Genomic DNA, 25,282 nt, shown 5'->3' on the forward strand with positions numbered 1-25,282 from the left:
AGCGAATGCCGGCATGGAAACTTTGTGCTGGAGAGACTACGTTCGTGGACAGCCACTACAGTATGACAAAGGCAAACGGAGCTGATTGCACACGCCCGTGTGCTTTCCGCATTTGACACGTCTGATTCCCTCCACGATACTTGACGCTTGCTCCACTCCGGTTAACAAGCGCCGTCGCCGCTTTGCCAGCACGCATGAACAGTCTTCTCTCCTCCTCCCCCTACATCGGCCGCTTCGCCCCCTCCCCCTCCGGTCCCCTGCACATGGGCTCGCTCGTTGCCGCCATGGCCAGTTATCTTGATGCGAAGGTGCATCGCGGCACGTGGCTGTTGCGTATCGAGGACCTGGACTATGACCGCAATGTCGAGGGCGCCGACGTCGGCATCCTGGCCAGCCTGCAGCGCTGCGGCATGCATTGGGATGGCGAGGCGACGTGGCAGAGCCGGCGGCTGCCGCTGTACGAGGCGGCGCTGAAGCAGTTGCAGGACGATGGGCTCGTGTATGCGTGCGGCTGTTCGCGCAAGGAAATCCAGGATTCGAATTTGCAGGCCGGCGCGCCGAAAAATGGGGCCGCCGTGTATCCGGGCACGTGCCGCCACGGTTTGGCGCCGGGCAAGGCGGCGCGGGCCTTGCGGCTGCGGGTGCCGCAGGGGGCCGATGCGGTGTACGCTTTTACCGACCGCTGGGCGGGTCCGCAGCGGCAGGACCTGGCCAGCGAGGTGGGCGACTTCATCGTGCTGCGCGGCGATGGCTACTGGGCGTATCAGCTGGCCGTCGTGGTCGACGATGGCGCGCAGGGGATTACGCAGGTGGTGCGCGGCGCGGACTTGCTCGACTCCACGCCGCGCCAGCTGTATCTGCAGGATGTGCTGGGCTTGCCGCACCCCGGCTTCCTGCACGTGCCTGTCGTTACGAACGACAGCGGCGAAAAGCTGTCCAAGCAGACGGGCGCCCTCGCCTTCGATACAGGCACACAAGCCGAACTGCTGACGTCGGCGCTGCTGCCGGCCGCCCGCTTCCTCGGCCTCGACGTGCGTGCCGACAATGTGGAAGATTTCTGGCGGCAAGCCATTCCCACCTGGGCGCAGCGGCTGGCGCGACTTCCCGAGCGCACATAAAAAAACCCGCCGCGGCGCGAACCGGGCGGGTAGCAATGCAGGCGCCAGCCGCTAGGGCCGGCGCCTGGTATGAGGCAATTAGAAGTTGCCTTTGAACTGCACACCAAACTGACGTGGCTCATTGATGAAACCCGTACGGTTGTTGAAGTCGATGGCGCCCGTGATGCGCTGGGTATCGGTGATGTTGCGGCCAAAAACGGCCATTTCATACTTGCCAGCATCCCAGGTGTAGCCCACGCGCAAGCCGCCTTCGACCATTGCCTTGCCGGTGAACTCGGTCGCTTCATACAGGAAGAAGTTGATCTTGCTGCGGTAAGCCCAGTCCGTGAAGACGAAGAATTCGCCGTTTTCCATCGGGATCGAATAACGGCCCGTGGCGGTGATCGTCCACTTCGGCGCTTGCGGCAATGGATTGCCGTCGATGATGGCACGGTTGCCGGTGGTCAGCGAATCGGTCACGGTGCAACGCGTTTGGGCGCAGGTAGCGATCGACAGGCTTGGATCCTTGATTTCCGTGAAGTTGTAGCTGCCGCCCAGGGACATCTTCAGGCTCGGCGTGACAAAACCTTCCAGTTCCAGTTCCGCGCCGCGGCCGTTCGTCTTGGCTGCATTGATCAAACGCGTCACGTTCAAGGTGCCGCCAACGACCGTCAATTGCTGGTTCTTCACCTGGTAGTTGTACAGGCTGAAGGCCACGCGGGCGCGGCGCTCGAACAGATCGGCCTTGATGCCGGCTTCGAACGAGGTGATCGTTTCCGCATCGGCCACGGTGACGGGCACGCTGGTGCTGGCCGGAGCGATACTTGGCGCGCGGAAACCGGTGGCGACACGGCCGTAGAAGTTCACGTCCTTGTTGTATTTATAGGTGCCGCTCAAGTCCCAGTTGACCTTGGCTTTGCTGACATCGGCGCTGGTCGGGCTGACCTGCACGATGTTGGTCGCTTCCACCGTGTTGAAATCCTTCTTGTCCTTGGTGTAGCGCAAACCGGCGCGCAGCATGAAGTCATCGTTGACGGCGTAGTTGACGGAACCAAACGTTGCCCAGGCCGAGTTCTTCTGGCGGCTGGCCAGGTGCGTGGTCAGCGCATGCGTGTTGGTATCGAAGTTGTCGGTGAAACCGTTGGCATCTTCGTTGAAGTAGTACACGCCAGCCTGCCAGTTGAGCGGACCGGCATTCTTCGATTCGGCGCGGAATTCTTGCGAGTATTGCTTCACGCTGGTGATGCCGCCGGCCGTTTCAACCTGGAAAGGAATGAAGCCAGGACCCGTTGGCGTGCCGCCATCGATGTCACCATGCGACACATAATTGCCGACCTGTTCAAAGCCGGTGACCGAGTACAGTTTAATACCGTCCAGGTCCCAGCTCAGGCGGGCGCTGGCGCCGTTGGTGCGCAGGCGCTGGAAATTCGGTGCATTCGTGAACGACTTGTTCGGGTCGAAACCGTCAACGATATCGTTCGTGCCCTGCTTGATCATGTTGGCGTAGAAGATGCGCGCGCTACCCGTGGTACTGCGCTGGTGCACATTGAACAGGGCGTTGAACATGGTGTTCGGTGCGTACAGCAGTTGCACGCGTTCGGCGTGTTCGTCGTAGCCGTCCAGTGCGTTTTTCTGGCCTGTAAACGTGTTGTCGACGTAGTCGTCGCGGTGCTGGCGCAGGGTCGAGAAGCGCAGCGCCCATTCTTTGCTCAGCGGCACGTTGACGGCGCCGTCGAAGTTGGTCGTGTTGTGCGTGGCGGCGGAAACGTTGTAATAGCCTTCAACCTTGTCCAGGTTCGGCTTGACGGATTCGAACTTGACCACGCCGGCAGGCGTATTGCGGCCGAACAATGTACCTTGCGGGCCGCGCAATACTTCCACGCCAGCCACGTCGAAAATCGGATAGCCCTTGAGGATAGGATTTTCTTGCACGACATCGTCGTAAATCAGGGAAACAGGTTGCGATGCAAAGATGTTGAAGTCGGTGTTGCCGTAGCCGCGGATGTAGAAGCGGGGGAAGGTGCGGCCGTTCGACGATTCCACGTTCAGGCTCGGCACTTTGCCAGCCAGCACGCGGATATCCTGACCGCTGGAGACCAGCACGTCGAGCTTTTCATCGCGCAGCAGCGACACGGAGACGGGCACGTCGCGGATATTTTCCTTGCGGCGCTGCGCCGTCACGGTCACGGTTTCCAGCTGGCTGGCGGCGGGCGCCGTATCAGCAGCGACTTCATCTGCATAAGCCGAGCCGATAGGCAGGGCAGCGGACAGTGCCAGCATGGCGGCGCTTTTGGCGCACAACCGCTTGTGCATCTTGGACATCTTGATCATGTTGTTTCCCAGAAGTTTAAAAAAAGAATTGCGAAACCTGTCTCCGGCTTATGTACGGCGCTGGATGATCGTGTGCACCATCACGGTGCAGCAGCGCGAGCGGATGTCTCTCCGCTCCTGGTGTCACTGGCTCTGCCCTGGCTGTCGTGCTAGCTGACAGCGGTAGCGGCCGCATCTCCGGGATGTCTGATGAACACCAACTTTTGAGTAAGGCGCCAATTTAATTCAAGCGCCTTATGCGCTGCAAGAATATTGTTATGTAAAATATTCATTCATCAACATAAAGGGCCGACTAGTGGTTATTCAGCCACAATAACGCCCTTGCCTTGCTATTTGGCCTGATGACTTGCCGCATGGCACCCGTTTTTCGCCTGGCCAGACGAAAGCCAAATTGGCATCCTGCAAGACAGCCCCGACGGTAAAAATAGTTGTAATATCGCCAGACTTGCGCTGCCATGCCGCCCCATTCCAGTGCGGCCGCGGCTCCATGCACCATCGTTAATCGCCGCCATGCCAGAACCCAGCCAGCCCAGCAACGCCGTCCCGTCCTCCACCGTCGCCGCCCAGGCGGCGCATTTACTGCTGAGCGCCCATTGCGACATCGTCTGGAGCACGAAAACCTTCGGCCAGTTCGATGCCGACCAGCCCACCTGGCGCGCCTTCACGGGTCAGACCGAGGCTGAACTGCTGGGCCGCGGCTGGGTCAATGCCCTGCATCCGGACGACCGCAACTTGCCTTACGTCGTGCCCTCGCACCTGACCAGTGTGTTTGAAGCGGAATACCGGCTACGCCACGTCAGCGGCGCCTACCGCAATATGCTCGTGCGCATGCTGCCGGTATTGGCGCCCGATGGCAGCATCGTTGAATGGCTCGGTTCGCATTGCGACGTGACGCAGCAACGGCAGACGGAACAACGGCTGCGCCTGGCCATGCAAGGTGGCCGCATGGGTACGTGGGAGATCGACCTGGGCAGCGGCAGCATGGCCGGCTCCGATGCGTTCAAGGCCAATCTGGGCCTGCCGCCTGACAGCCACATCGATTACGCGCAGCTGACGGGCGCCATGCTCGACGGCGACCTGCAGCACTGGCAAGCGGTCGTGCACGCGGCCATCGCCAGCGCCGGCGATTTCGAAATCGACATCCGCGTGCGCTGGCCCGATGGTTCGCTGCACTGGGCGCACATGCGTGGCACCTGCGCCAGCGATGGCGCCGGCAACGTGATCGCGCTGTCCGGCATCTCGCTCGACCTGACGGCCAGCAAGCAGAACGAGGAAACCCTGCGCCTGACCCTGGCGGCAGGCGAAGTGGCCACCTGGAACTGGGACATCATTGCCGACCGGGTCACGGCCGACAGCAATATGGCGCGTTTGTTCCCCGTCAATACCGATGCGGCCACGGCGGCGCCACTGGCGCGTTACATGGACATCATCCATCCCGATGACCGAGAACAGGTCAGCGCGCAGATTACCGAGGCGCTGCACGCACACACGCCGTTCGAGGCCAGTTACCGCGTCGGCGCCGGCGATGGCCAGTACCGCTCGGTCATCGCGCGGGGCCGCGCGGAATACGCGCCCGATGGCACGCCCCTGCAATTGCCCGGTGTCCTGCTCGACATCACGCGCCAGAAGCAGGTGGAAGATGCGCTGCGCCGCAGCGAGGAGCGCTACCGCACCCTGATCGAACTGATGGACCAGGCCTTTTGCGTGATCGAAATGCTGTACGACGAGCAAGGCCGCCCCGTGGATTTCCGCTACCTCGAAGGCAATCGCTCCTTCGTCAAGCAGTCGGGACTGGAAAATGCCATCGGCAAGACCATCCGCAGCTTCGTGCCCGACCACGACCAGCACTGGTTCGACCTGTACGACCAGGTCGTCAAGACGGGCGAGCCCGTGCGCTATGAAAACGAAGCCGTGGCCATGGAGCGCTGGTTCGAAGTCTTCGCCGCGCGCCTGGGCGGCCCCGGCAGCCGCCTGCTGACGGTGCTGTTCAGCGACATCAGCGAGCGCAAGCGCTCGGAGCAGCAATTGCGCCAGCTGGCCGACAACCTGTCCGAAATGGACCGGCGCAAGACGGAATTCCTGGCCACCCTGGCGCACGAACTGCGCAACCCGCTCGCACCCATCCGCAATGGCTTGCAGATCATGCGCCTGGCCGCCGACAAGCCCGCCACCGTGGCGCGCGTGCGCGACGTGATGGAGCGGCAAGTCAATCAGATGGTGCATCTGGTCAATGATTTACTGGACGTGGCCCGCATCACGCGGGGGCAGATCGAACTCAAGCTCGAACGCACGGACTTGAAAACCATCGTCGCCAGCGCCGTGGAAACGAGCATGCCGCTGATCGAAGCGGGCCGTCATCAGTTGCGTGTAGAACTCGACGAACAGGCGCTGCCGCTCGAGGCCGACCCCACGCGCCTGGCGCAAGTGCTGGGCAATTTGCTCAACAATGCCGCCAAATACACGCCGGCCGGCGGCCACATCGCCTTGCGCGCGCGGCGCGACGGCAACGCGGCGCTGATCGAGGTGGAAGACAGCGGCGTGGGCATACCCGCTGAATCGATTACGACCGTGTTTGACATGTTCACGCAAGTGGGGCAAAACATGGGAAGGGCTCAGGGCGGCCTGGGCATCGGCCTGTCGCTCGTGCGTCGCCTGGCCGAGTTGCACGGCGGCAGCGCCACGGTGGCCAGTCCCGGCGCCGGCCTGGGCAGCACCTTCAGCGTGCGCTTGCCGCTGCTGGCGGCGGCGCCAGCAACACCCGCATCACCCGCCGCGCCCGCCGTCACCGCCAGCGGCCCGCAATTCCGCGTGCTGGTGGTCGACGACAATGTCGACGCGGCCGTTACCCTCGCCGCCGTGCTCGACATGATGGGCCATGCCACGCAAGTGGCCCATGATGGCGCACAGGCCCTGGCCGTGGCGCCGCAGTTTTTACCGGACGTCATCTTCCTCGACATCGGCTTGCCCGGCATGAACGGCTACGAAGTAGCGCGCGCGCTGCGCCGGATACCGGCCGGCGCCAGCGTCGTGCTCGTCGCATTGACGGGCTGGGGCGCCGAAAACGACCGCAGCCAATCGAGCGCGGCCGGCTTCGACCACCATCTGACCAAACCGGCCAACCTGCTCGCCATCGGCGAACTGCTGGCCACTCTTTCCACTCCAAAAACACTGACAGACCATGACTGAATCCCTGAACCACGTCCGCCGCAACCTCCTGCTGGCTGGCGGCGCTACCCTGCTGTGCCCGGCACCGTTGCTGTTTGCCGCGCCCGCCACCAGCATCGCCACCGCCCAGACGCAACTGGCCGCGCTGGAACAAGCCGCAGGCGGACGCCTCGGCGTTGCCGCCTGGCGCCAGGGCAGCGAGCTGCGCGTTGCCTATCGCGCCGACGAACGCTTTCCCTTGGCCAGCACTTTCAAGGCCATGCTGGCGGGTGCCGTGCTGGCCCGCAGCGCCAGCCAGCCGGGCTTGCTGGACCAGCACGTGCGTTACGAGAAAAAAGAACTGGTCACCTACTCGCCCATCACGGAAAAGCACCTGGCCGACGGCATGAACGTGGCCGATCTGTGCGCCGCCACCTTGCAATACAGCGACAATAGCGCGGCCAATTTCCTGATGACACTCTTGGGCGGGCCGCAAGCCGTGACGGCGTTTGCACGTAGCATCGGCAATACGGTGTTCCAGCTGGAACGCTGGGAAACGGAATTGAACAGCGCCATCCCCGGCGAAGTGCGCGATACGGCCAGCCCCGCGTCGATGGCGCACAGCTTGCAGCAATTATTATTGGGAAATAGCTTGCCGGCACCACAGCGCCAGCAACTGGACACCTGGATGCGCGGCAACACGACGGGCGACAAGCGCATCCGCGCCGGCGTGCCGGCCGGCTGGCAAGTGGCCGATAAAACCGGCTCGGGCGCCTATGGCAGCGTCAACGATATCGGCGTCGCCTACCCGGCCAGCGGCGCACCGCTGGTGATCGCCGTGTACTACACGCGCGAACAGAAAAATGCGGACACGAACCAGGACATCATCACGGCCGCCACGCGCATCGTGACGGCCGCGCTGGTGTAATTACTTCGGCAGTGCCGCCATGAACCCCGCATACGTCGACCAGGCGGGGTCGGCCGCGCTGCGGATTTCGATCGGGAACTTTGGACGCGGCGCCAGCGCCGTGTTCAGGCGATTGAAGAATTCTTCGCCCGACTGCGTGTAATAAATCCATTCGCGCAAGTTTTCACCGGTGGACACCAGCGCCAGGGTGGCGAAGCCGTCTTCTTCCACCACGGGCGCCAGCGCCGCTTCCAGCTCTTCCATGTGCTCGCGCTCGTTCGGCGCGGGCATGCCCGTCTCGTCCTCGTAACGCCAGGCGATGATGATGCGGTCCGGCTGCGATGACAGGTCCCAGTCGTCATGGAAGGCGTCGACGTAACGGTAGATGATGGCCATCTCGTCGCTATGCGTGACGATGGTGCCCCAGCTGCGGGCGGAAGTGGAATTTTCGTTCATGGTTGCAACAGTCAAAAAAATAAATCGAGGGTGCGCAGCTTACAGCACCGGCGGGCAAGTCACATTCCACGCATCATACTGGGCACCGCTCTTGCGCAGCCAGACACGGGCGTAGCTGTCGCGGTCGCTCTTGAACACGAGCGCATAGCGCTCTTCGGCACGCGGTGCGGCGGCGCCCACATCGACGGCCGCCAGCGAGAACTTCAGCGCCCGCAACGGGGCGCAGGCCGTATTGCCAGCCATCAGCAAGCGCGCCCGTTCCAGCAGCGACTTTTGATACAGCAACACGCCTTCCAGTTCCCCATCAGGGACACGCTGCAGCATGCGCACAGGTTCAGCCACAGGCCGGCAGGTGCCACGGTCGAGCCAGGCGTAATACTCCATCCCCGCCTCCTGCCAGCGCGCCTGCTTGCCCTCGCCGTGCAGCACGAACTTGGTGCGCTGCGTCCGGCACAGCGCGCCATGGCCGCGATACGGCGACGTTTCCACGCTGCCCACCACTTCGCTGCCGCGTCCGCCCACCACGGGCACGCTCTCGAACACGGTACGCGCTGCGGGCTCGCCCGGATATTGCTGCGCATAAAACTCCAGCAAGGACGCGCGCTGCTGCGCATCGACCGCCACCGCCTCGGCGGCACTGGCAGGGAGGCACAGAGCCAACACGACACACAGCGCCAAGGGGCGCACGAAATAAGCAGGCATGTATCCTGGCATGGCATTCCTTCAATCGACGTTCAAGGGCGGGTATCGCCCAAGCGCAGATTATATAGTTAGCAGGAAATGAAAGGCGGACGCGGCGTCAGGACGTGCGAACGTTGACATCCATGGGCGCGACGGGGCATGGCGCATGTTCCAGTATAAAAAATGGGGCGCCATCGCTGCGCCCCATGGTCCAAGCTGCAAGCCTCACGCCATCAGCGCTGGTAATTCTTGAAGAAATTCCAGCTGATCACGGTGGCGTCCGGGCCCAGTTCATCGCTGAAGGGCCAGCCGGGAGGGCCGCCGCTCCACGCGTGGTTCATGCCTTCGACCGTGTATTTTTGCGCGATGACGGCGCCGTTGCGCAGATACGTGTCGATGGAGTAGCTGCGGCCGTAGGGCACCGTCTGGCGCACGATGCTGTCGGCACGGTAGCGCACGCTGTCATTGTCGAGGCCATCGTCGCCGTAGTCGCTGGTCTGCAGGAATTGCTCGATGGTTTGCTCGCCGTTGACGGGATTGACGACGATGTCGGACGTGCCGTGGAATACCATCGTCGGCATCAACCGGCGCGGCGAGCCGGAGCAGCGCCACGCATCCTTGCCCCGCACTTTCGGGTCGAACGAGCTGCCGTTGAACAGCGAGTCGGCGGCCGTGACCAGGCCGGTGGCGCCCTTGTACATGCCGCCCGAATGCACCATCACGGCGGCGAACACGTCCGAGTAACAGGCGGCCATGATGGAAGCCATGGCGCCGCCCGCCGAGATACCCGTCACATACACGCGGCTATCCTGCACCGCATATTGGTTCTTGACCTTGTTCAAGATGCCCATCAGCACGGCCGGCTCGCCCGTGCCCCGCTCCTGGTTCAGCGGCAACATGAAGTTCCAGCAGCGCATGGGATTGGCCGTGACGTTCTGGCGCGGATAAACGACAATGAAGTTTTCGCTGTCCGCCAGTTGGTTGTAGCGGCTGACGGCGGCCATGCTGTTGGGCTCGGAACCACAGCCGTGCAGCATCAGCACCACGGGCAGCGGCGTGTTCGGATTGTAATTGCTCGGTAGCCAGACCTGGTATTCGCGCGATCCCCACAGGCTCGCGTACAGGCCGAAGTCCCACTGCCCGGCGGCAGCCGGCAACGCGGCCAGCAAGCCGCAGGCGGCGATGAGTGCGGATACGAAGTGACGTAGTTGGTGATGCAGATGTGCCATGCCAGTCTCCTGATTGTTATTAAGGACGAAAACAGCGACAACAAACCAGCCTGGCGCTAACCAGGCTGGCACTTCAACAACCTTTTAGAACTTGTAGCCAACCTTGGCGATGATCTGGCGCGGCGGACCGTAGAAACCGTCGAGGATGAACACGGCCGGAATGTTGTAGCCATCCGTGCGGTAGCGTTTGTTGCCCAGGTTGCTGCCGTGCAGGCTGAAGGTCCAGTTCTTCGGCGCTTCCCACACGACGCCAGCCGTCCAGATGCTGTAGCCGCCCTGCGCCAGCGTTTCGCTCAAGTCCGTGGTCGGATACACCTTGCTGCGGTAGCCATAGCCGACCATGCTGCGCAAGGCGCCGCCGAAGACGTCGCGGTCCGTGCGCGTCAGGTTCAAGCCCACTTGCCGGGCGGGCGTATTGCTGAACTTTTGCGTATCCGCGATATTCTTGCCACCGCTCATGAACTCGTCATAGCTGGCGTTCAGCAAGGCGAGGAAACCGTTGACTTCCCACTGGCGGTTCGGCCGCCACGAAAATTCGAACTCGGCGCCTTTCACGGTCGCCTTGCCCGCATTCGTGAAGTCGCCATAGAAGCCCGGCACGCCGCCCGGCTGCACATAGCTGGTAAACACGGACAACTGGATATCCTTGTAGCGGTTGTAGAACAGGGCCACGTTGGCGTCGAACGTGTCGTCCGGCGCCGCGTATTTCATGCCCACTTCCAGCGCGTCGAGTTTTTCATCCTTGTACGGCCGCGCCGAGTCGGGTACCACCAGGTTGTTGGCGCGCACGTTATAGCCGCCCGACTTGAAACCGCGCGACAGGTTGCTGTAGAAATTCGTCGTCTTCGACGCTTCGTAGCGCACGGACAATTTCGGCGAGGTATTGCTGACTGACAAAGATTTGTCGAAATCGGCCGCCGTCTGGATGGGCCGCGTAAAGCCCACGTCCGCAAAAGCGCGGTTGAGCACGATGGCGCGCTTTTCCTCGCGCGTGTGACGCAAGCCCGCATTGATGCTCCACACCTTGCCCAGCGGCCAGGTCCAGTCCGTGTACAGCGCCGTGCTGTCCGTCTCCACCGTGCTGACGGCGGCCGTGAACTGGCGCCCCAGGAAATTGTTGTAGATGCCGCCGCCGGCCGTGCCTTCGAAGCGGTACAGGCCGATCACGCCGGCGCCGTAGTCACCGCTGTACGAGGCCTGCAATTCCAGGCTCTTTTGCTCGTCGCGCGAGTCGCCAAACACGTCGGCAATCGGCTGCGGCAGGCCGTCGAAATCGATGGTTTGCTCGGACGTGCTGCGCCGCTTGGCGCCGATCACTTTGACGGACCAGTCGTTCGAGAGCGTGTAGTTGGCCACCAGCGAGCCGCCCCGGTTGTGCGTGAAGTTATGGCCCGGCATGCCGCTCTGGATATCGTACGCATCCGTGCTGGCCGGCCGCTTGAGCGGGTCGAACGCGCTCACGCCCATGCGCTGGAAGCCGCGCACGCCGGACTTGTCATCTGTGGCGTCCAGGCTCAGCACGACGGTCAAAGGGATGTCTTGCGGAAAATAGCCGACGGACAGGCGCGCGGCCGTGCTGTCCTGGTCGCTGACCTGTTCGCCATTGAAAGTGTTGCGGCCGAAACCGTCGCGGTCCAGCTTGGCAGCCGCCAGGCGCGCGCGCCAGGTGCCGCTCTCGTTGGCCAGATTGAAGGCGGCCTTGAAGTTGCGCTGGTTGTAGTTGCCGATACCCACTTCCGCCGATGCGCCGTTTTCCTTCGCCAGCGGACGCGAGATGTACTTGATGGCGCCGCCGATGGTGTTCTTGCCGTACAGCGTGCCTTGCGGGCCGCGCAGCACTTCGATGCGCTGCACGTCGAACACGTCGAGCAAGGCACCTTGCGGCCGGGCCATGTAGACGTCGTCGAAATAAATGCCCACGCCCGGGTCAACGCCCCAGACGGGATCGGCCTGGCCCACGCCGCGAATGAACGCCGTCAATGTCGTATTCGTGCCGCGCGAGGCGTACACGGTCAGGTTCGGCACGCGCTCCTGCAAGTCGGCCAGGTTCTGGATGTTCGCCCGTTCCAGAGCCTTGGCGGAAAACGCCGTGACGGCCAGCGGCACGTCCTGCAGGCGCTCTTCGCGGCGGCGGGCGGAGACCGTGACGGTTTCCATGCGTTCTTTCGCGTCGCTGGCTTCCTGGGCGGTGGTGGCAGTAGCCGGGCTGGCTTCCTGCGCCTGGGCCTGGGTGGCAAAAGCGCCGGCAACGGCGAGGGCGGCGGGCATCAATTTCAAAGCAAGTTTCATAGCGTCTCCAATGTCAGGCTTGCCTGCCACCAGGGAAGACGGCCGGATGCCAGGATCGCAAGACGTAACGGTACCCGCGCGCGCAATGCGAGCACCTGCCCTGCGATGACTGTTTCCCGGCCCTAGACCCGTGCGGCGAGTGGCCTGTTTATTTTGAATTTATGGTAAGGAAGGACTGCAACAAGGTATTCACACGCTGCGCCTGGTCCAGGGGCGTGGCGTGGCGCGAGTTCGCGATGACCTCGAACTCGCAATGCTGAAACTGTGCGGCAAAGACCCGCTTGCTGGCGACGGGCGTGTAATCCTGGTCGGCCGCCATGATGAGGACGGGCATGGCCAGGGCCTGGAAGTGAGGATCGATATCCCAGTGAAAAATGGCGTCCAGCGCGGCCAGGTAGGCGCGCTTGTCCATGCCTGCCATCTGCGTGGCGAAGCGCTCGACGAGGGCTTGCTGGGCAGGATCGGGAAACAGCTTCTTGCCGATGATCTTGCCCATGGTTTTCAGGCCAAACGTGGCGATCACCGTGCGGCGCAGCCAGTAGGCAAACAGCAGCGCGGCAGGTTTGCTCCCCTGGAAGGGCTGGGAGTTGATCAGGCACAAACTGGCCACCCTGCCGGGTGCGCGGTTGGCCATTTCCAGGCCCACCATGCCACCCAGGGAAAAGCCGACGATGTGCGCGCGCGGCACGTCGAGCTGGTCCATCAGGTTGAAAAGGTCGTTGGCGAAGTCGCCGATCTGCCAGTCGCCGATGGGCGCGGGACTGCGGCCATGGCCGCGCAGGTCGGGCACGATCAGGCGAAAGGTGCTGCCGAGGGCGTCGATTTGCGGGCGCCAGTCTTCGGCGCAGGAACCGAGGCCGTGCAGCAAGAAAACGGGCTCTGACTGCGCAGGCTCGCCTTGCCCCGTCTCAGTGCCGAGACCCAGGTCGAGGTAATGCAATGGAACATCGGATGTCGTGTGACGCCGCATTCTGTCTCCTTGCTGTTGAACATGCTTTGTGTTCAGGTGCAGGAATATGTTTTCCCGCTGTTGGAAAACATAATACGGAATCCGAATTCCGATTTCAAGTTAAATCGCTAAATAGTTCAAGTCAGGTAATTTAAAGCAACACGCACCAGTTCATCCTCGAGCGCCGCACCCGACAAAAAGGACAGCGAGCCCGTCAGGGTGTGCTGGTTCAGGATGCCCAGCAGCACGGGCGGCACCACCATCATCGCCTGCGTGGGGTTTGGGTGGCCGATGCTCGATGACTTGCTGGCCAGCACGGCCACCGTGCGTTGCGAGATCAAATGATTGATCTGGTGCACCCTGTCGCGAAATTGCGCATCCTGCGACGCGCGTGTGATCAGGGCCCGCAAGACGCCGCTGCGCCCGCCATTCACGGCCACGAACATGGCCACCATGGCGCGGATGAACTCTTCCAGGCTGCGCCCTTCCCACTGGCGCAGCTCCGTCAGCGTCTCGACCTTTTCCACCATGTCGGAAAAAAAGCGCTGCAGCAACAAACGGCTCAGGGTGTCCTTGTCGCCCAATAAACGGTAAAACGTGCCCACCGAGGTTTCCGCCAGTCTGGCCAGGTCGGCCACGCCGATTTCATCGAAACGGTTTTCCGCGAGCAACTGTTCACCGACCTGCAGCAGGCGCTCGAACGCCTGCTTGCTGCGCGCCTGGGTGGGCTCGGGGGGAACGATCATCTGCGGGAAGGGCATCGGAAAGGAAGGCATGCGGCGTCGGCGTCTCTCGATAGTGGAACCGTGGTTCCGTTATGGGTGCGCGTATTGTAACGCGGGAGACGGCCGATGGGTGCGTTCAAATGTACTACCTGCCCTGCCACTCCATGTAGACGTCGGCGCGCTGGTAATGGGCGTCGCCGGCCGGCCGCGCCACGTGGTTAAAACCGCTGCTTTCGTACAGGCGGATGGCGGGCGCCAGCTTGCTGTTCGACTCCAGGAACAGCAGTTGCGCGCCGCTGGCCTCGAAGGCATCGAAAGCCCGTTCGATCAGCCGGCGCGCGATGCCCAGCCCTTGGCACTCTGGCGTGACGGCCATTTTCGACAGCTCGATGCTGGCGCCATCGGCGCGGATCAGGGCGCAAGTGCCGACGATCCTGCCATCGAGGCGCGCGAGAAAAATCTGCCCGCCAGCGTCAAGGATCGAACTCTGCGGATCGGACAGCACCTTGTCGTCCAGCGCCTCGACATAGAAATAGCGTTCCAGCCAGGCGATATTCAGGCGCTTGAAGTCGGCAGCATAGGGTGCCGCGTAATCGATGATCTCCACGGCGGCCCGCTCGCGCTGGCGCCGGCAGGCGGCGATCGTCTCGCCAAAGCCTTGCGCCTGCAAGCGCGCTTCCGCCCGGTCCAGGCTGGCCATCAGCTGCGGCGTGCCCTGCTCGAACACGCTATCGACGGCCGCGCGCACATCGTCCCACAGGGGCGCCATCTCGCGCAGCAAGGCTAGCCCCGCGTCGGACAGCGCCAGCAGGCGCCGCCGCTCATCCTTGGCGTCTGGCATTTCCACCACCACGCCCGCGTCGAGCAGCTTGCGCCCCAGCTGCACCACCACCGGATGCGTCTGCCCGATCTGCGCGGCCAGGGCCGTGATCGATGTTGGGCCGTTGTCGCGCAGCAGCAATAACAAAGGGAAACAGCGTGACGTCAGCTCGACGCCAGCCGCCACATAGCTGGTGTCGACACCGGCATACAGTTGATCGGAAAGACGGCGCAGGCGGCTGGCCAGCATCAGGGAGCCGTAGGTTTGCAGGGTGGAGGACATGTTTAACGGGATATATGTAAGTAGTTACGTATATCCTAACGTAAACCAACTTTACCGGTCAAGCGCAGACTTACTCCTCTTCCATTGCCTCTTGCAGACTGGTCTGGAATACCGCCTCGGCCATCTCCCCCAGTCCCGGCCACACCTGCGTCAGCCAGCGCCTGCCCTCCTCGCTGGGCTCTACATACGGTGCGTCGCGCCTGGCGCAGGCCAGGCCGATTTCGATGACTTGTCCCGCATCCTCGAGGCCGCCCGCGATCATGGCGTCGATGGGCAAAGCGATCAGCTCGGCGGTCAAATGCGGACGCAGCAGGCAGGCGGGTGCGATGATGGCGAACGACGCTTCCACATAATTCCAGCAGTTGGTGGGCCAGTGGGCGGCTTTCACGGTGTCCACGAAGACAGCATCACTGAACGTTTCAGGATGGGCTTGCGCCTGTTCATAAAAGGCGGCCAGGTCGACGAGTTGGGGTGGGGAAGTCCAGGTGGGCATCAAGCATGATCCAGAGGGCGCCGCTCCAGCTTGGCGGCAATGGCGGACTGTAGCATGTTCAACCGGCACGCCGAAACACGGCTGGCCCGGGCATACTGCCGGCATTGCTCTCGCCCCTTTACTTGAGGAAATCCATGTCGGTCTACGCCGTTACCATCCCCTGCTTTGCACAGATGCTGCGTTCCCTGACGACGCTGTTAGCCAAAGGTGAGGAACGCGCCCAAGCGCTGGGTTTCTATGCGCAAAACCTGCTCGACGCGCGGCTGGCGCCCGACATGCACACTCTGGCGCGCCAGGTGGAATTCAGCTGCACCCAGGCGCAGGAAGCCGTGTGCCGGCTGACGCAGCAAGCGCTGCCCCAACTCGCCACGCCCGCCAACTTGCGGCAAGCCGGGGCGCTGTTTCCGGCGTAAAGCCTAAAAGCGTTCGTCGCGCAGCGCCGGCATCACCAGTTCGCGCACGAACGAGGCATTCGACAGGCTCAGCAGCATGCGCACGACGGCGACGACGTCATGCACGGGGATCAGTTCGCCCTCGCCCCGCGCGGCAGCGTCCGCCAGCGGCACGGCCAAGCCGTCATAGGTATTCAGGTAGCCCAGCTGCAATGCCGTCACAGCCAGCCCCTGCTCGCGGAAACCTTCGCGCAAGGCGTCGGCGATGCCGTTCAGGGCGAATTTCGACGCGCTGAACGTCACTTCCGGGCGACCGCTCTGGCGCAAGCCGGACGTCGACCCCGTGAGTATCAGCTGCGGCTTGCTGCTGGCCAGCAAGCGGGGCACGAGGCGCTTGAGCAGCAATATCGTCGCCGTGATGTTGGTATTGACCATGTCGACGATGGCGTCGTCCGCATCGCCGAGAAAAGCGTAGTCATCGCTGAACGCCTTTTCTTCCCACACGCCGAGGTTGTAGATCACGGCGTCCAGTGCGGCGGGCGCTTCGCGCGCGATGCATTCGACGGCCTCGGCGGGTGCCGCCAGGTCCGCTGCGATCCATTGCAGCTGCGTGCCCTGGCCGGCGGGCAAGTCGACAGGTTGCTGGCGCGATACGCCGATGACGGCATGTCCGTCAGCGAGCAGACCATCCACCAGCGCGCGTCCCAGGCCCCGGCTGGCGCCCACGATCATGATGTTCATGCAGTATCCTTTCCAATGAAGTCAACGCTGATGATAGCGGCGTTGTATTAAGCACAGCTGAGGCTGCTCCCCCTACCCGCGCGCCTGTCACAGCATTTACTCACGCGGCGGAAATGCGTATGCTAGATCTGGCAATCTCCGATAACACACAAGAACGAGACACATGCCTACTTCCAACACCGCCGCAATCAACGCCGCAAGCCGTCCCCTCACCCAGCAAGACTACAAAACCCTGTCGCTGGCCGCCCTCGGCGGCGCGCTGGAATTCTACGATTTCATCATCTTCGTCTTCTTTGCCAACGCCATCGGCCAGTTGTTCTTCCCACCGGAAATGCCGGAATGGCTGCGCTTGCTGCAAACCTTCGGCATCTTCGCCGCCGGCTACGTCGTGCGTCCGCTGGGCGGCATCGTCATGGCCCACTTCGGCGACTTGCTCGGCCGCAAGCGCATGTTCACCCTGTCCATCCTGATGATGGCCGTGCCGACATTGCTGATCGGCCTGCTGCCTACGTATGCCACCATCGGCCTGGCCGCCCCGCTGCTGCTGCTCTTGATGCGCATCTTCCAGGGCGCGGCCGTGGGCGGCGAAGTGCCGGGCGCGTGGGTGTTTGTGTCCGAACACGTGCCGAGCCGTTTCACGGGCTTTGCCTGCGGTGTGCTGACGGCGGGCCTGACGGTCGGCATCCTGCTCGGTTCGCTGGTGGCGACGGGCTTGAACACCGTCTACACGCCGGCAGAAATCACCGATGGCGCCTGGCGCTATCCATTCCTGCTGGGCGGCATCTTCGGTTTCGGCGCCATGTATCTGCGCCGCTGGCTGCATGAAACACCGGTGTTTGCGGAAATGCAGCAGCGCAAGGCGCTGGCCACGGAAATGCCCTTGAAATCCGTGCTGCGCAGCCACCGCGGCGCCGTCGTCGTCTCGATGCTGCTGACGTGGATGCTGTCGGCCGGCATCGTCGTTGTCATTCTGATGACGCCTGCCCTGCTGCAAAAAATCCACCACATCGCGCCGCGCACCACCCTGGTCGCCAATACCGTGGCGACACTGTGCCTGGCCTTTGGCTGCATCATTGCCGGCATGCTGGCCGACCGCCTGGGCGGCAAGCGCGTGATCTTCGTCGGCTCCGTGCTGCTGGCCATCAGTACGTATATCTTCTACACCACCGTCGGCAGCCGCCCCGACCTGCTGCTGCCCTTGTACGCAATGACGGGCCTGTTCGTCGGCGTCGTCGGCGCCGTGCCCTACGTGCTGGTGCAAGCGTTCCCGGCCCAGGTGCGCTTCTCGGGACTGTCGTTCTCCTACAACTTGTCGTACGCGATTTTCGGCGGCCTGACGCCCGTGGTCGTGACCCTGATGCTGAAGAACAACGTGCTGGGCCCCGCCTATTATGTGATCGGCGTGTGCGTGGTGGGCATGCTGACGGCGCTGTTCATCAAGGATCAGCGGCAGACCGTGGGACGCTAGATCCGCTCCCCTGCGACAATCACTCCGGCACTATTCCCCAGGCAGGCGCCAAGTGCGCCTGCCATCCATTCCAGGCTACCAATATGCATGCCCACCATCCCGCACTGATCATCATCGACATGCAACAAGGCATGGCCAGCCCCGCTGCCGGAAGCCGCAACAATCCCGATGCGGAACACCAGATTGCCACCCTGCTGCAAGCCTGGCGCGCGGCGCACGCCGCCGTCGTGCATGTGCGCCACATTTCCAGAACGCCAGGCTCGCCCTTCTGGCCCGGCCAGCCCGGCGTGGAATTTCAGCCAGCGCTGGCGCCTTTGCAGGAAGAGCATGTCGTGGAGAAAAATGTGCCCGATGCGTTCATCCACTCGGGACTGGAACGCTGGCTGCGCGTACGCAGCATCAGCAAGCTCGTCATCGTGGGCGTCAGCACCAACAATTCCGTGGAGTCGAGCGCGCGCACGGCGGGCAATCTGGGCTTTGCCACGCAAGTCGTCGCCGATGCGTGTTTTGCATTTGCGCAAGTCGATTATGCGGGCACGCCGAGAACGGCGGACGAGGTGCATGCGATGGCGCTGGCCAATTTGCACGGCGAGTATGCGCAAGTGGTGACAGCTGCGGACGTGATCGATGCGCTGTCCCGCCCCTGAGCTGCGCCGGCGCACCATCTTGCCCGCCAGGCTGTTGCTGGCACACGACATTCACGCTGGAACAGCCTTCCCCGCAAGGCCTCCCGCCCATTCCCTGCAGACATGCCCAAGCTCGCGCCACCTACGGGTGGCTTTTTTTCGTCCCGATTTGTCGCGCTGCACCAAATTCTGAAAAGACGTTTCACATCGCGGAATTTTAGACAACAAACTCAGCCAGCAATGCTCTCACTTTTTGAAAATTCATTTCATATCATGAAAATATATAATTAAGTCGTTGAAAAAAAAGGATTAAATTTAAGTTATATGTCTTATATAAGACTTGAACATCGACACGGATAAGCCTACTATTTAGTCATGCAGTTCGCATCGACAAAGCGGCGCACTCGACGATTTTCTCAAACTTAGTTTTTCTTTAGGAGATACACATGTCCCAATATCAAGACGACATCAAGGCTGTTGCCGGTTTGAAAGACCAACAAGGTAGCGCGTGGAACGCCATCAATCCCGAGTCCGCCGCCCGCATGCGCGCCCAGAACAAATTCAAGACGGGCCTGGACATCGCCAAGTACACGGCGAAGATCATGCGCAACGACATGGCTGCCTACGATGCGGACCCATCCAAGTACACCCAGTCGCTCGGCTGCTGGCACGGTTTCATCGGTCAACAGAAGATGATCTCGATCAAGAAGCACTTCAACAGCACCGACCGCCGCTACCTCTACCTGTCCGGCTGGATGGTCGCCGCCCTGCGCTCGGAGTTCGGCCCGCTGCCAGACCAGTCGATGCATGAAAAAACCGCCGTCACCAGCTTGATCCGCGAACTCTACACTTTCCTGCGCCAGGCCGATGCCCGCGAACTGGGTGGCCTGTTCCGCCAGCTGGACGCGGCTCAAGGTGCTGAGAAGCAAACCATCCAGGCCAAGATCGACGGCCACGTCACCCACGTCGTGCCCATCATCGCCGACATCGACGCCGGTTTCGGCAATGCCGAAGCAACTTACCTGCTGGCGAAACAATTCATTGAAGCGGGCGCCTGCTGCATTCAGATCGAAAACCAGGTGTCCGACGAGAAACAATGTGGCCACCAGGACGGTAAAGTCACGGTGCCGCACGAAGACTTCCTGGCCAAGATCCGCGCCATCCGCTACGCCTTCCTGGAACTGGGCGTGGACGACGGCATCATCGTCGCCCGCACCGATTCGCTGGGCGCCGGCCTGACCAAACAGATCGCCGTCACCAATGAACCAGGCGACCTGGGCGACCAATACAATTCCTTCCTCGACTGCGAAGAAGTGTCGGCCGACGCGCTGGGCAATGGCGACGTCATCATCAAGCGCGAAGGCAAGCTGCTGCGTCCTAAGCGCCTGCCAAGCAACCTGTTCCAGTTCCGCGCCGGTTCCGGCGAAGAGCGTTGCGTGCTCGACTGCATCACCTCGCTGCAAAACGGCGCCGACCTGCTGTGGATCGAAACGGAAAAACCGCATATCGCGCAAATCGGCGGCATGGTCAGCGAAATCCGCAAGGTCATCCCGAACGCCAAGCTGGTGTACAACAACAGCCCGTCGTTCAACTGGACCCTGAACTTCCGCCAGCAGATCTTCGACGGCATGAAAGCGGCAGGCAAGGACGTGTCCGCCTACGACCGTGCCCAGCTGATGAGCGTGGAATACGACCAGACGGAACTGGCGATCGCCGCCGACGAGAAGATCCGCACCTTCCAGGCCGACTCGGCCCGCGAAGCCGGCATCTTCCACCACCTGATCACCCTGCCGACCTACCACACGGCAGCCTTGTCGACGGACAACCTGGCCAAGGAATACTTCGGCGACCAGGGCATGCTGGGCTACGTGGCCGGCGTGCAGCGCAAGGAAATCCGCCAGGGCATCGCCTGCGTGAAACATCAAAACATGTCCGGCTCGGACATCGGCGACGATCACAAGGATTACTTCAGCGGCGAAGCGGCGCTGAAGGCGGCTGGCAAAGACAACACCATGAACCAGTTCTGAGCTTTTGGATTGGCTGTAAAGTGAAAAACCCGCTTCGGCGGGTTTTTTTCGTTAACCGAACGGCAATCCCGCTTGCTGATGGATGTTAATGCTTGATAGGCATAGCGCGAATCGATAGCGCCGATGCTAACGGCAATCGATATCGTTCTACCCGGCCGTGCTGCCATTCCTGTCATTAAATTCGTAAAAATTAATTAATACTGTCGTTCATCCAGCTCGACAGTGTTACTTCACCGCTGCATTGCAGCCGCTTCCTGCATTTCCTCTATTTGCCGATGGCAAAGCCCTAAAAAATTCTTGATCATTTATTTCTCCGCAAAGTCTGGGCTGGAGCAGCCGAAGATACGGTGGAGGGCGGGGATTGCCTGCCGGCCCAGAAGGAGTTGATTGGAACGCCATGGCCGGCTGGAAGCGGGTATGCCTTATCCAGTGCCCCGCCTCGCTGCTGCCGGGTTTATGCAAGCGGCTGTCTGAAATTGGCCGCACCGGAAAGTATCGAGGATTTTCCCCGAAACTTTATGTGAAATATCGGCTTGACCGCCCTTGATAGGGTCTCATCCTTCAAGATATGATGACAAAAAAATTGATTTTGGGAAATATACACAATACACCGACATTTCGCTCCCGCACTTAAAAAGCTAAAGCGAAATATTTTGTAACCGAGCGAGAGTCGCTCAATAAGAAACACTCAATACAAAGGATTTTCAAGCATGGCAAATGATTTGGACGAAGTAACTGGCCCGATAAATGAGCAGGGGCGCGACATCAACGTCATCAGCAAGCAGATTTCCGTCCAAGTCGGCACCGGGTCGCTCATATTTGAAATCGCCCTGTGGACCGTCCTTCCGCTGATTGGAGGCTTGGCGCTGCTGACCGGTGCGTTGCCGCAAACGTACAGCTTGGCACTCCTGGTGCTGGGGGCACTGCCAGGCCTGGTCTTCCTGTTCATGAAGATCTCCGCCCTGGCGTATCTGCGCAAGCTGCAGCAGAAAATCCAGGCCGATGCTTCACAGATCGACAATTACCTGGAACAGCGCGTCGTCGTCCTGAACAACGTGGTTGGCCTGGTCGCAAAAGCGATCGACCTCGACAAGGACGTGATGAAGTCGGTAGCAGCTTACCGGAGCGGACAGAACCCCGATGCCGAACGCAATCAGGCATCCCAGAAAATCGACGGGATTTTTTCCCGCATCAGCCTGGCGTGCGAAGCCTATCCCGATCTGAAGGCACAAGCCGTCATCGCCGACGCCATGCGCCAAAACAGTTATCTGCAAAAGGAAGTGACCGCCGCGCGCACGCTGTATAACGATACCGTCGGCATGTGGAACCAAGACGTCTTTGCCTGGCCGACCAAGCAGATCGTTGCGGCGCGGCAAGGTTATACCACCCGCATTCCTTTCACTGCCTCCGCCGAAACCAAGGCTGCCGCCCGGAGCGTCTTCTTTTGATCAACGACGTCCATGAACCATTGGAGCAGTATTCTTTCCACTTCAAAAATGCTCACGCCAGCAATACGTCGGACTTTTTCGAAGACCTCGTGCGCCAGTCCGGCGTGGACGAGAACGCCAACATCACGACGGTGCAGGAACTACGCGTGCTCGAAAAGCAGGCCGCGGGCGCCGGTTCCAGCAACAAATGGTGGCGTATCCTGCGCGGCGCCAGCATCGTGGCCGCGTTACTGGCGGCACTCTATATCTACGCCTATCACGCATGGCCATGGCTCATGGTCCCGGCGATTGCGCTTGCCGCTGCGATTCATACGCTCAACCGCATCATCAACGATTCCGACGCACAGTTAAAGCGGCTGCAGGAAGCCTGCGACGAAAAGCGTGCCGTGGCCTGGGGCCAGATGGTGCCGCTGAACCGCCTGTACGACTGGGATATCGTGGCGAAGCTGATGCAACAAACAGTGCCTCGCATCGCATTCGACCCGTATTTCAGCAACGGCCGCATGGAAGAGCTGCGCAACAGCTTTGGCTGGTATGGCAATCTTGGTGAGAACCACTCGATCGAGTTCTCGCACAGCGGCGTACTGAACGGCAACCCTTTCATTCTTGCACGCACCTTGTCACACTCGATGGGCAGCAAGACATACCATGGCTCGCTGGCTATCAGCTGGACGGAACAGTACCGCAATTCGCAAGGCAAATCGGAAACCAGAACCCGCCACGAAACTCTGCGGGCATCGATCGAGCGTCCGATGCCCGAGTACGAAAATCAGACGTTTATCGTCTACGGCAACGAAGCGGCGCCGGATCTCGTGTTCAGCCGCCACCCGTCAAAACTCTCCGGCCTGGAAGACGGCTTCCTCGACAAATGGCGGAAGAATCGCGCCATCAAGAAGCTGGAAGAAAAGTCCCGCGATGTCGACGAGGGGCATACTTTTACGGTGATGGCCAACCGCGAATTCGACGCCTTGTTCGATGCCACGGACCGCAACCATGAAGTCCAGTTCCGGCTGTTGTTCACGCCATTGGCGCAACAGGAAATGCTCAAGCTGCTCAAGGATAGTCAAACAGGTTTTGGCGACACCTTCGTATTCGAAAAAACCCGCATGATCAACGTCCTGGAATCGGGACACATGCGCGCTACCGATATCAGTGGCGCACCGGAGAAATTTCTTGCCTACGAACTCGCCCAGGCGCGCATGTTTTTCAACGCCTATCACAACGATTTCTTCAAGTCGTTCTACTTCGGGATCGCCCCGCTGCTTGCCATCCCCTTGTACCAACAGCATCGACCGCACTCGGACATCTATAAAGACACGTATTCGCACAAACCCTGTTTCTGGGAGCATGAAGCGATTGCCAATTACCACGGCGAGGCGATGTTCAAGCATCCCGAGTGCGTCACGCGAAGTATCCTGAAGACATCCATGCAACAGGAGGCCGACGGATCGCAGAAAGTGCAGGTAACGGCCAGCGGCTTCCGCAGCATCGCGCGAACCCACTACGTCTCGGTGAGAGGCGGAGATGGCCGCTCCCATCAAGTTCCAGTGCATTGGGACGAGTACTTCGAGGTCGAGAATAGCGCCAACATGCTGGTAAAGGAAACGGCTTCGCCAGGCAACACTGCTGCGGATGAAGTCGCGTTGCCGCCGGCGTTTTCACAGCGTGGCATCGATGCCGGGAAGACCGTGCTTCGCCGCTCGATTGTTTCGGCGGTTTTGGCTGGTTAGGGCAGCTTCGCGGATTGCAGTGGCAGAAGTTGACCGCTTTAGTATGAAATCATAAAGCTGTGTGCCGACATAGACGCGGGGTCAGGTCCGCCATTTGGACACGAACTGTTGCGCTAGGTGCCGTAAAAACATGCTCACTCACAAAGCTGATTAGAACCACGAACGCGCGCCACAGGCGCGCGAGGCTGCCGCGCAGCGGTAGCAGTTGGTCGATTCGGAAAGGGCCGGTAGGCCTGATCCTTCGAATCTCCCGCGCAGAGCGCGCAAGGTGAAGCAGAGAATTCGCAGAGCATCGCCCTGCGCCAGCGGAACGAAGTGCTTCTCTCCACGTACAGATGAAAAAAAAGCTACCCGAGGGTAGCTTTATGTTTTTTCGAGAGGGGGATTCATATCCTGCCCGCTTTTACCGATAAACTCTTCTTTTTCAAGGAGAATAAAGATGTCCATACCCCCATATCTACCCCTCGCGTAGAATATTTAATACTCATAACTTATAGAACATAAAACAGCCGGGTTGGGAGTTTTTTGCGCTCTACTCGGACACTCGATCATCCAATTTCCGCATCTGATGAGAGATTTTCACCATGTCCGATAGTGTAAAAACCAGTGAAAGGTCTAAACTCTCGCCATGGCAGCGTAGATAACGCAATGTAGCCACCTACTTGGGTAGTGCAATTCCGAGCGCATTCTATTGAGAATAGGGAAACAATAGTAATTTATGGTGGTTCTTTCCCCCTCAAACTGCCCCACCAAATACAGCCTGTTCTAAGATGTCGTGCTGCCGCTGCCAATCGGGCATGTGTCGTGCTACCAAGGCCCAAAATACTCTAGTGTGATTCTTCTCTATGGTATGACAAAGTTCGTGCAGAATCACATAGTCCTGCACGCTGGCAGGTAGTTCCATCACCCTTGGGTGAAACTCCAATACATTTTGAGGATTGCAACTGGCCCAGCGGCTCTGGAAATGGCGCACACGAGCGCCCCTGGCCTTCAATTCGGTTTTCCGCTCCCAATGTCGAACCCGCACCAGCAACTTTTCATGTGCCCTGTCGCGGTAGAACGCTTCCAATACCGGCGTCAAAGTTACAAGTTCGATACTGATACCAGTTGGGTTCTCGACAACGAAGCGCGCTGCAGTAAAAGTCAAGCGTGGTTTGAGCAACCCCGGAGCATGCCGTACCTCGGTAAAGTACGTGCGGCCACAGTAACGCAAACGGCTTCCCGTGACGATGTCATCACTGGCCTGCGGCATATTCACCATCACCAATCTGTCTCGTATCCAGCGCGCCCGATTACGCACCAATGCTTGCTGCTCCAGCTGCCCCACTACCGGCCCGCGCAACAGCACCGGACGCCCCCGCTCCACGGTCACATAGTGCCGCTTCAAACTGGCGTCTGGCTGAAAAAGCCAGTCGATGGTGGTTTGACCGTATTGCAAGCGGGGCAT

Annotated in this window: 20 protein-coding genes; 9 read left to right on the top strand and 11 right to left on the bottom strand. The window is 60.8% G+C overall.

Features of this window, described 5'->3' with window-relative positions; all coding sequences use genetic code 11:
* The first annotated feature begins 140 nt into the window (after window positions 1–140).
* Window positions 141–1,118, top strand: a complete 978-nt coding sequence (gene gluQRS, locus V3C40_RS11865; RefSeq protein ID WP_442907246.1) for a tRNA glutamyl-Q(34) synthetase GluQRS — start codon at window positions 141–143, stop codon at window positions 1,116–1,118.
* Window positions 1,119–1,196: 78 nt separating this feature from the next.
* Here the strand turns inward: gluQRS and V3C40_RS11870 are convergent, their stop codons facing one another.
* A complete protein-coding gene (locus V3C40_RS11870; RefSeq protein WP_331777521.1) occupies window positions 1,197–3,428 on the bottom strand; it encodes a TonB-dependent receptor in 2,232 nt (743 codons plus the stop codon).
* Window positions 3,429–3,938: 510 nt separating this feature from the next.
* Between V3C40_RS11870 and V3C40_RS11875 the strand changes: the two genes are divergently transcribed.
* On the top strand, window positions 3,939–6,614 hold the full coding sequence (locus V3C40_RS11875; RefSeq protein WP_331777522.1) for a hybrid sensor histidine kinase/response regulator: 2,676 nt from the start codon (window positions 3,939–3,941) through the stop codon (window positions 6,612–6,614).
* On the top strand, window positions 6,607–7,500 hold the full coding sequence (bla, locus tag V3C40_RS11880; protein ID WP_331777523.1) for a class A beta-lactamase: 894 nt from the start codon (window positions 6,607–6,609) through the stop codon (window positions 7,498–7,500). Before V3C40_RS11875 ends, bla begins: the two co-directional genes overlap by 8 nt.
* On the opposite strand, the gene V3C40_RS11885 is transcribed toward bla, so the two are convergent.
* The 8 genes from V3C40_RS11885 to V3C40_RS11920 all read right to left on the bottom strand — a co-directional run bounded on the left by V3C40_RS11885 (window position 7,501) and on the right by V3C40_RS11920 (window position 15,403).
* The gene (locus tag V3C40_RS11885) at window positions 7,501–7,935 is read right to left on the bottom strand and encodes a DUF695 domain-containing protein (RefSeq protein ID WP_051992096.1); all 435 of its coding nucleotides are present in this window, start codon (window positions 7,933–7,935) and stop codon (window positions 7,501–7,503) included.
* 39 nt (window positions 7,936–7,974) lie between these two features.
* Window positions 7,975–8,649: a hypothetical protein gene (locus V3C40_RS11890; RefSeq protein ID WP_331777524.1), complete on the bottom strand. Its 675-nt coding sequence runs from the start codon at window positions 8,647–8,649 to the stop codon at window positions 7,975–7,977.
* A gap of 200 nt (window positions 8,650–8,849) precedes the next feature.
* Window positions 8,850–9,845: an extracellular catalytic domain type 1 short-chain-length polyhydroxyalkanoate depolymerase gene (locus tag V3C40_RS11895; RefSeq protein WP_319992389.1), complete on the bottom strand. Its 996-nt coding sequence runs from the start codon at window positions 9,843–9,845 to the stop codon at window positions 8,850–8,852.
* An 84-nt stretch (window positions 9,846–9,929) separates the two neighbouring features.
* Entirely contained in the window at window positions 9,930–12,134 is a 2,205-nt protein-coding gene (locus V3C40_RS11900; RefSeq protein ID WP_331777525.1) for a TonB-dependent receptor, read from the bottom strand.
* Between the two features lie 148 nt (window positions 12,135–12,282).
* Complete coding sequence (locus tag V3C40_RS11905) at window positions 12,283–13,104, bottom strand: alpha/beta fold hydrolase (RefSeq protein WP_331777526.1); 822 nt, start codon at window positions 13,102–13,104, stop codon at window positions 12,283–12,285.
* Between the two features lie 116 nt (window positions 13,105–13,220).
* Window positions 13,221–13,859 carry a TetR/AcrR family transcriptional regulator gene (locus V3C40_RS11910; RefSeq protein WP_034760036.1) on the bottom strand — a complete coding sequence of 213 codons (639 nt, stop codon included), beginning with the start codon at window positions 13,857–13,859 and terminating at the stop codon, window positions 13,221–13,223.
* 94 nt (window positions 13,860–13,953) lie between these two features.
* The gene (locus tag V3C40_RS11915) at window positions 13,954–14,910 is read right to left on the bottom strand and encodes a bifunctional helix-turn-helix transcriptional regulator/GNAT family N-acetyltransferase (RefSeq protein WP_331777527.1); all 957 of its coding nucleotides are present in this window, start codon (window positions 14,908–14,910) and stop codon (window positions 13,954–13,956) included.
* Between the two features lie 70 nt (window positions 14,911–14,980).
* On the bottom strand, window positions 14,981–15,403 hold the full coding sequence (locus tag V3C40_RS11920) for a hypothetical protein (RefSeq protein ID WP_331777528.1): 423 nt from the start codon (window positions 15,401–15,403) through the stop codon (window positions 14,981–14,983).
* Between the two features lie 134 nt (window positions 15,404–15,537).
* Here V3C40_RS11920 and V3C40_RS11925 point away from each other — a divergent pair, with 134 nt between their 5' ends.
* Window positions 15,538–15,816, top strand: coding sequence for a DUF1993 family protein (locus V3C40_RS11925; RefSeq protein ID WP_331777529.1), 279 nt, complete (start codon window positions 15,538–15,540; stop codon window positions 15,814–15,816).
* Between the two features lie 3 nt (window positions 15,817–15,819).
* Here the strand turns inward: V3C40_RS11925 and V3C40_RS11930 are convergent, their stop codons facing one another.
* The gene (locus tag V3C40_RS11930) at window positions 15,820–16,536 is read right to left on the bottom strand and encodes an SDR family oxidoreductase (protein WP_331777530.1); all 717 of its coding nucleotides are present in this window, start codon (window positions 16,534–16,536) and stop codon (window positions 15,820–15,822) included.
* A gap of 163 nt (window positions 16,537–16,699) precedes the next feature.
* On the opposite strand from V3C40_RS11930, the gene V3C40_RS11935 reads away from it, so the two are divergent.
* The 5 genes from V3C40_RS11935 to V3C40_RS11955 all read left to right on the top strand — a co-directional run bounded on the left by V3C40_RS11935 (window position 16,700) and on the right by V3C40_RS11955 (window position 23,835).
* Window positions 16,700–18,004: an MFS transporter gene (locus tag V3C40_RS11935; RefSeq protein ID WP_034760055.1), complete on the top strand. Its 1,305-nt coding sequence runs from the start codon at window positions 16,700–16,702 to the stop codon at window positions 18,002–18,004.
* Window positions 18,005–18,087: 83 nt separating this feature from the next.
* The gene (locus V3C40_RS11940; RefSeq protein WP_331777531.1) at window positions 18,088–18,651 is read left to right on the top strand and encodes a cysteine hydrolase family protein; all 564 of its coding nucleotides are present in this window, start codon (window positions 18,088–18,090) and stop codon (window positions 18,649–18,651) included.
* 425 nt (window positions 18,652–19,076) lie between these two features.
* Complete coding sequence (locus tag V3C40_RS11945; RefSeq protein WP_331777532.1) at window positions 19,077–20,657, top strand: isocitrate lyase; 1,581 nt, start codon at window positions 19,077–19,079, stop codon at window positions 20,655–20,657.
* Window positions 20,658–21,367: 710 nt separating this feature from the next.
* The gene (locus tag V3C40_RS11950) at window positions 21,368–22,105 is read left to right on the top strand and encodes a LemA family protein (RefSeq protein WP_046685382.1); all 738 of its coding nucleotides are present in this window, start codon (window positions 21,368–21,370) and stop codon (window positions 22,103–22,105) included.
* On the top strand, window positions 22,102–23,835 hold the full coding sequence (locus V3C40_RS11955) for an MAG1210 family protein (RefSeq protein WP_331777533.1): 1,734 nt from the start codon (window positions 22,102–22,104) through the stop codon (window positions 23,833–23,835). Before V3C40_RS11950 ends, V3C40_RS11955 begins: the two co-directional genes overlap by 4 nt.
* Window positions 23,836–24,571: 736 nt before the next feature.
* On the opposite strand, the gene V3C40_RS11960 is transcribed toward V3C40_RS11955, so the two are convergent.
* A complete protein-coding gene (locus V3C40_RS11960; RefSeq protein ID WP_331777534.1) occupies window positions 24,572–25,282 on the bottom strand; it encodes a YgjP family zinc-dependent metalloprotease in 711 nt (236 codons plus the stop codon).

Source organism: Janthinobacterium sp. LS2A (assembly GCF_036543145.1).
GTDB classification, from domain to species: domain Bacteria; phylum Pseudomonadota; class Gammaproteobacteria; order Burkholderiales; family Burkholderiaceae_D; genus Janthinobacterium; species Janthinobacterium aestuarii.

Bases quoted from the DNA above. Each gene is read 5' to 3' on its own strand.
- V3C40_RS11905 (WP_331777526.1), bottom strand. From the start codon at position 13,104: ATGCGGCGTCACACGACATCCGATGTTCCATTGCATTACCTCGACCTG.
- V3C40_RS11915 (WP_331777527.1), bottom strand. From the start codon at position 14,910: ATGTCCTCCACCCTGCAAACCTACGGCTCCCTGATGCTGGCCAGCCGC.
- V3C40_RS11935 (WP_034760055.1), top strand. From the start codon at position 16,700: ATGCCTACTTCCAACACCGCCGCAATCAACGCCGCAAGCCGTCCCCTC.
- V3C40_RS11910 (WP_034760036.1), bottom strand. From the start codon at position 13,859: ATGCCTTCCTTTCCGATGCCCTTCCCGCAGATGATCGTTCCCCCCGAG.
- V3C40_RS11945 (WP_331777532.1), top strand. From the start codon at position 19,077: ATGTCCCAATATCAAGACGACATCAAGGCTGTTGCCGGTTTGAAAGAC.
- V3C40_RS11960 (WP_331777534.1), bottom strand. From the start codon at position 25,282: ATGCCCCGCTTGCAATACGGTCAAACCACCATCGACTGGCTTTTTCAG.
- V3C40_RS11885 (WP_051992096.1), bottom strand. From the start codon at position 7,935: ATGAACGAAAATTCCACTTCCGCCCGCAGCTGGGGCACCATCGTCACG.
- V3C40_RS11895 (WP_319992389.1), bottom strand. From the start codon at position 9,845: ATGGCACATCTGCATCACCAACTACGTCACTTCGTATCCGCACTCATC.
- V3C40_RS11930 (WP_331777530.1), bottom strand. From the start codon at position 16,536: ATGAACATCATGATCGTGGGCGCCAGCCGGGGCCTGGGACGCGCGCTG.
- V3C40_RS11925 (WP_331777529.1), top strand. From the start codon at position 15,538: ATGTCGGTCTACGCCGTTACCATCCCCTGCTTTGCACAGATGCTGCGT.
- V3C40_RS11940 (WP_331777531.1), top strand. From the start codon at position 18,088: ATGCATGCCCACCATCCCGCACTGATCATCATCGACATGCAACAAGGC.
- V3C40_RS11920 (WP_331777528.1), bottom strand. From the start codon at position 15,403: ATGCCCACCTGGACTTCCCCACCCCAACTCGTCGACCTGGCCGCCTTT.
- V3C40_RS11875 (WP_331777522.1), top strand. From the start codon at position 3,939: ATGCCAGAACCCAGCCAGCCCAGCAACGCCGTCCCGTCCTCCACCGTC.
- bla (WP_331777523.1), top strand. From the start codon at position 6,607: ATGACTGAATCCCTGAACCACGTCCGCCGCAACCTCCTGCTGGCTGGC.
- V3C40_RS11950 (WP_046685382.1), top strand. From the start codon at position 21,368: ATGGCAAATGATTTGGACGAAGTAACTGGCCCGATAAATGAGCAGGGG.
- V3C40_RS11890 (WP_331777524.1), bottom strand. From the start codon at position 8,649: ATGCCAGGATACATGCCTGCTTATTTCGTGCGCCCCTTGGCGCTGTGT.
- V3C40_RS11870 (WP_331777521.1), bottom strand. From the start codon at position 3,428: ATGATCAAGATGTCCAAGATGCACAAGCGGTTGTGCGCCAAAAGCGCC.
- V3C40_RS11900 (WP_331777525.1), bottom strand. From the start codon at position 12,134: ATGAAACTTGCTTTGAAATTGATGCCCGCCGCCCTCGCCGTTGCCGGC.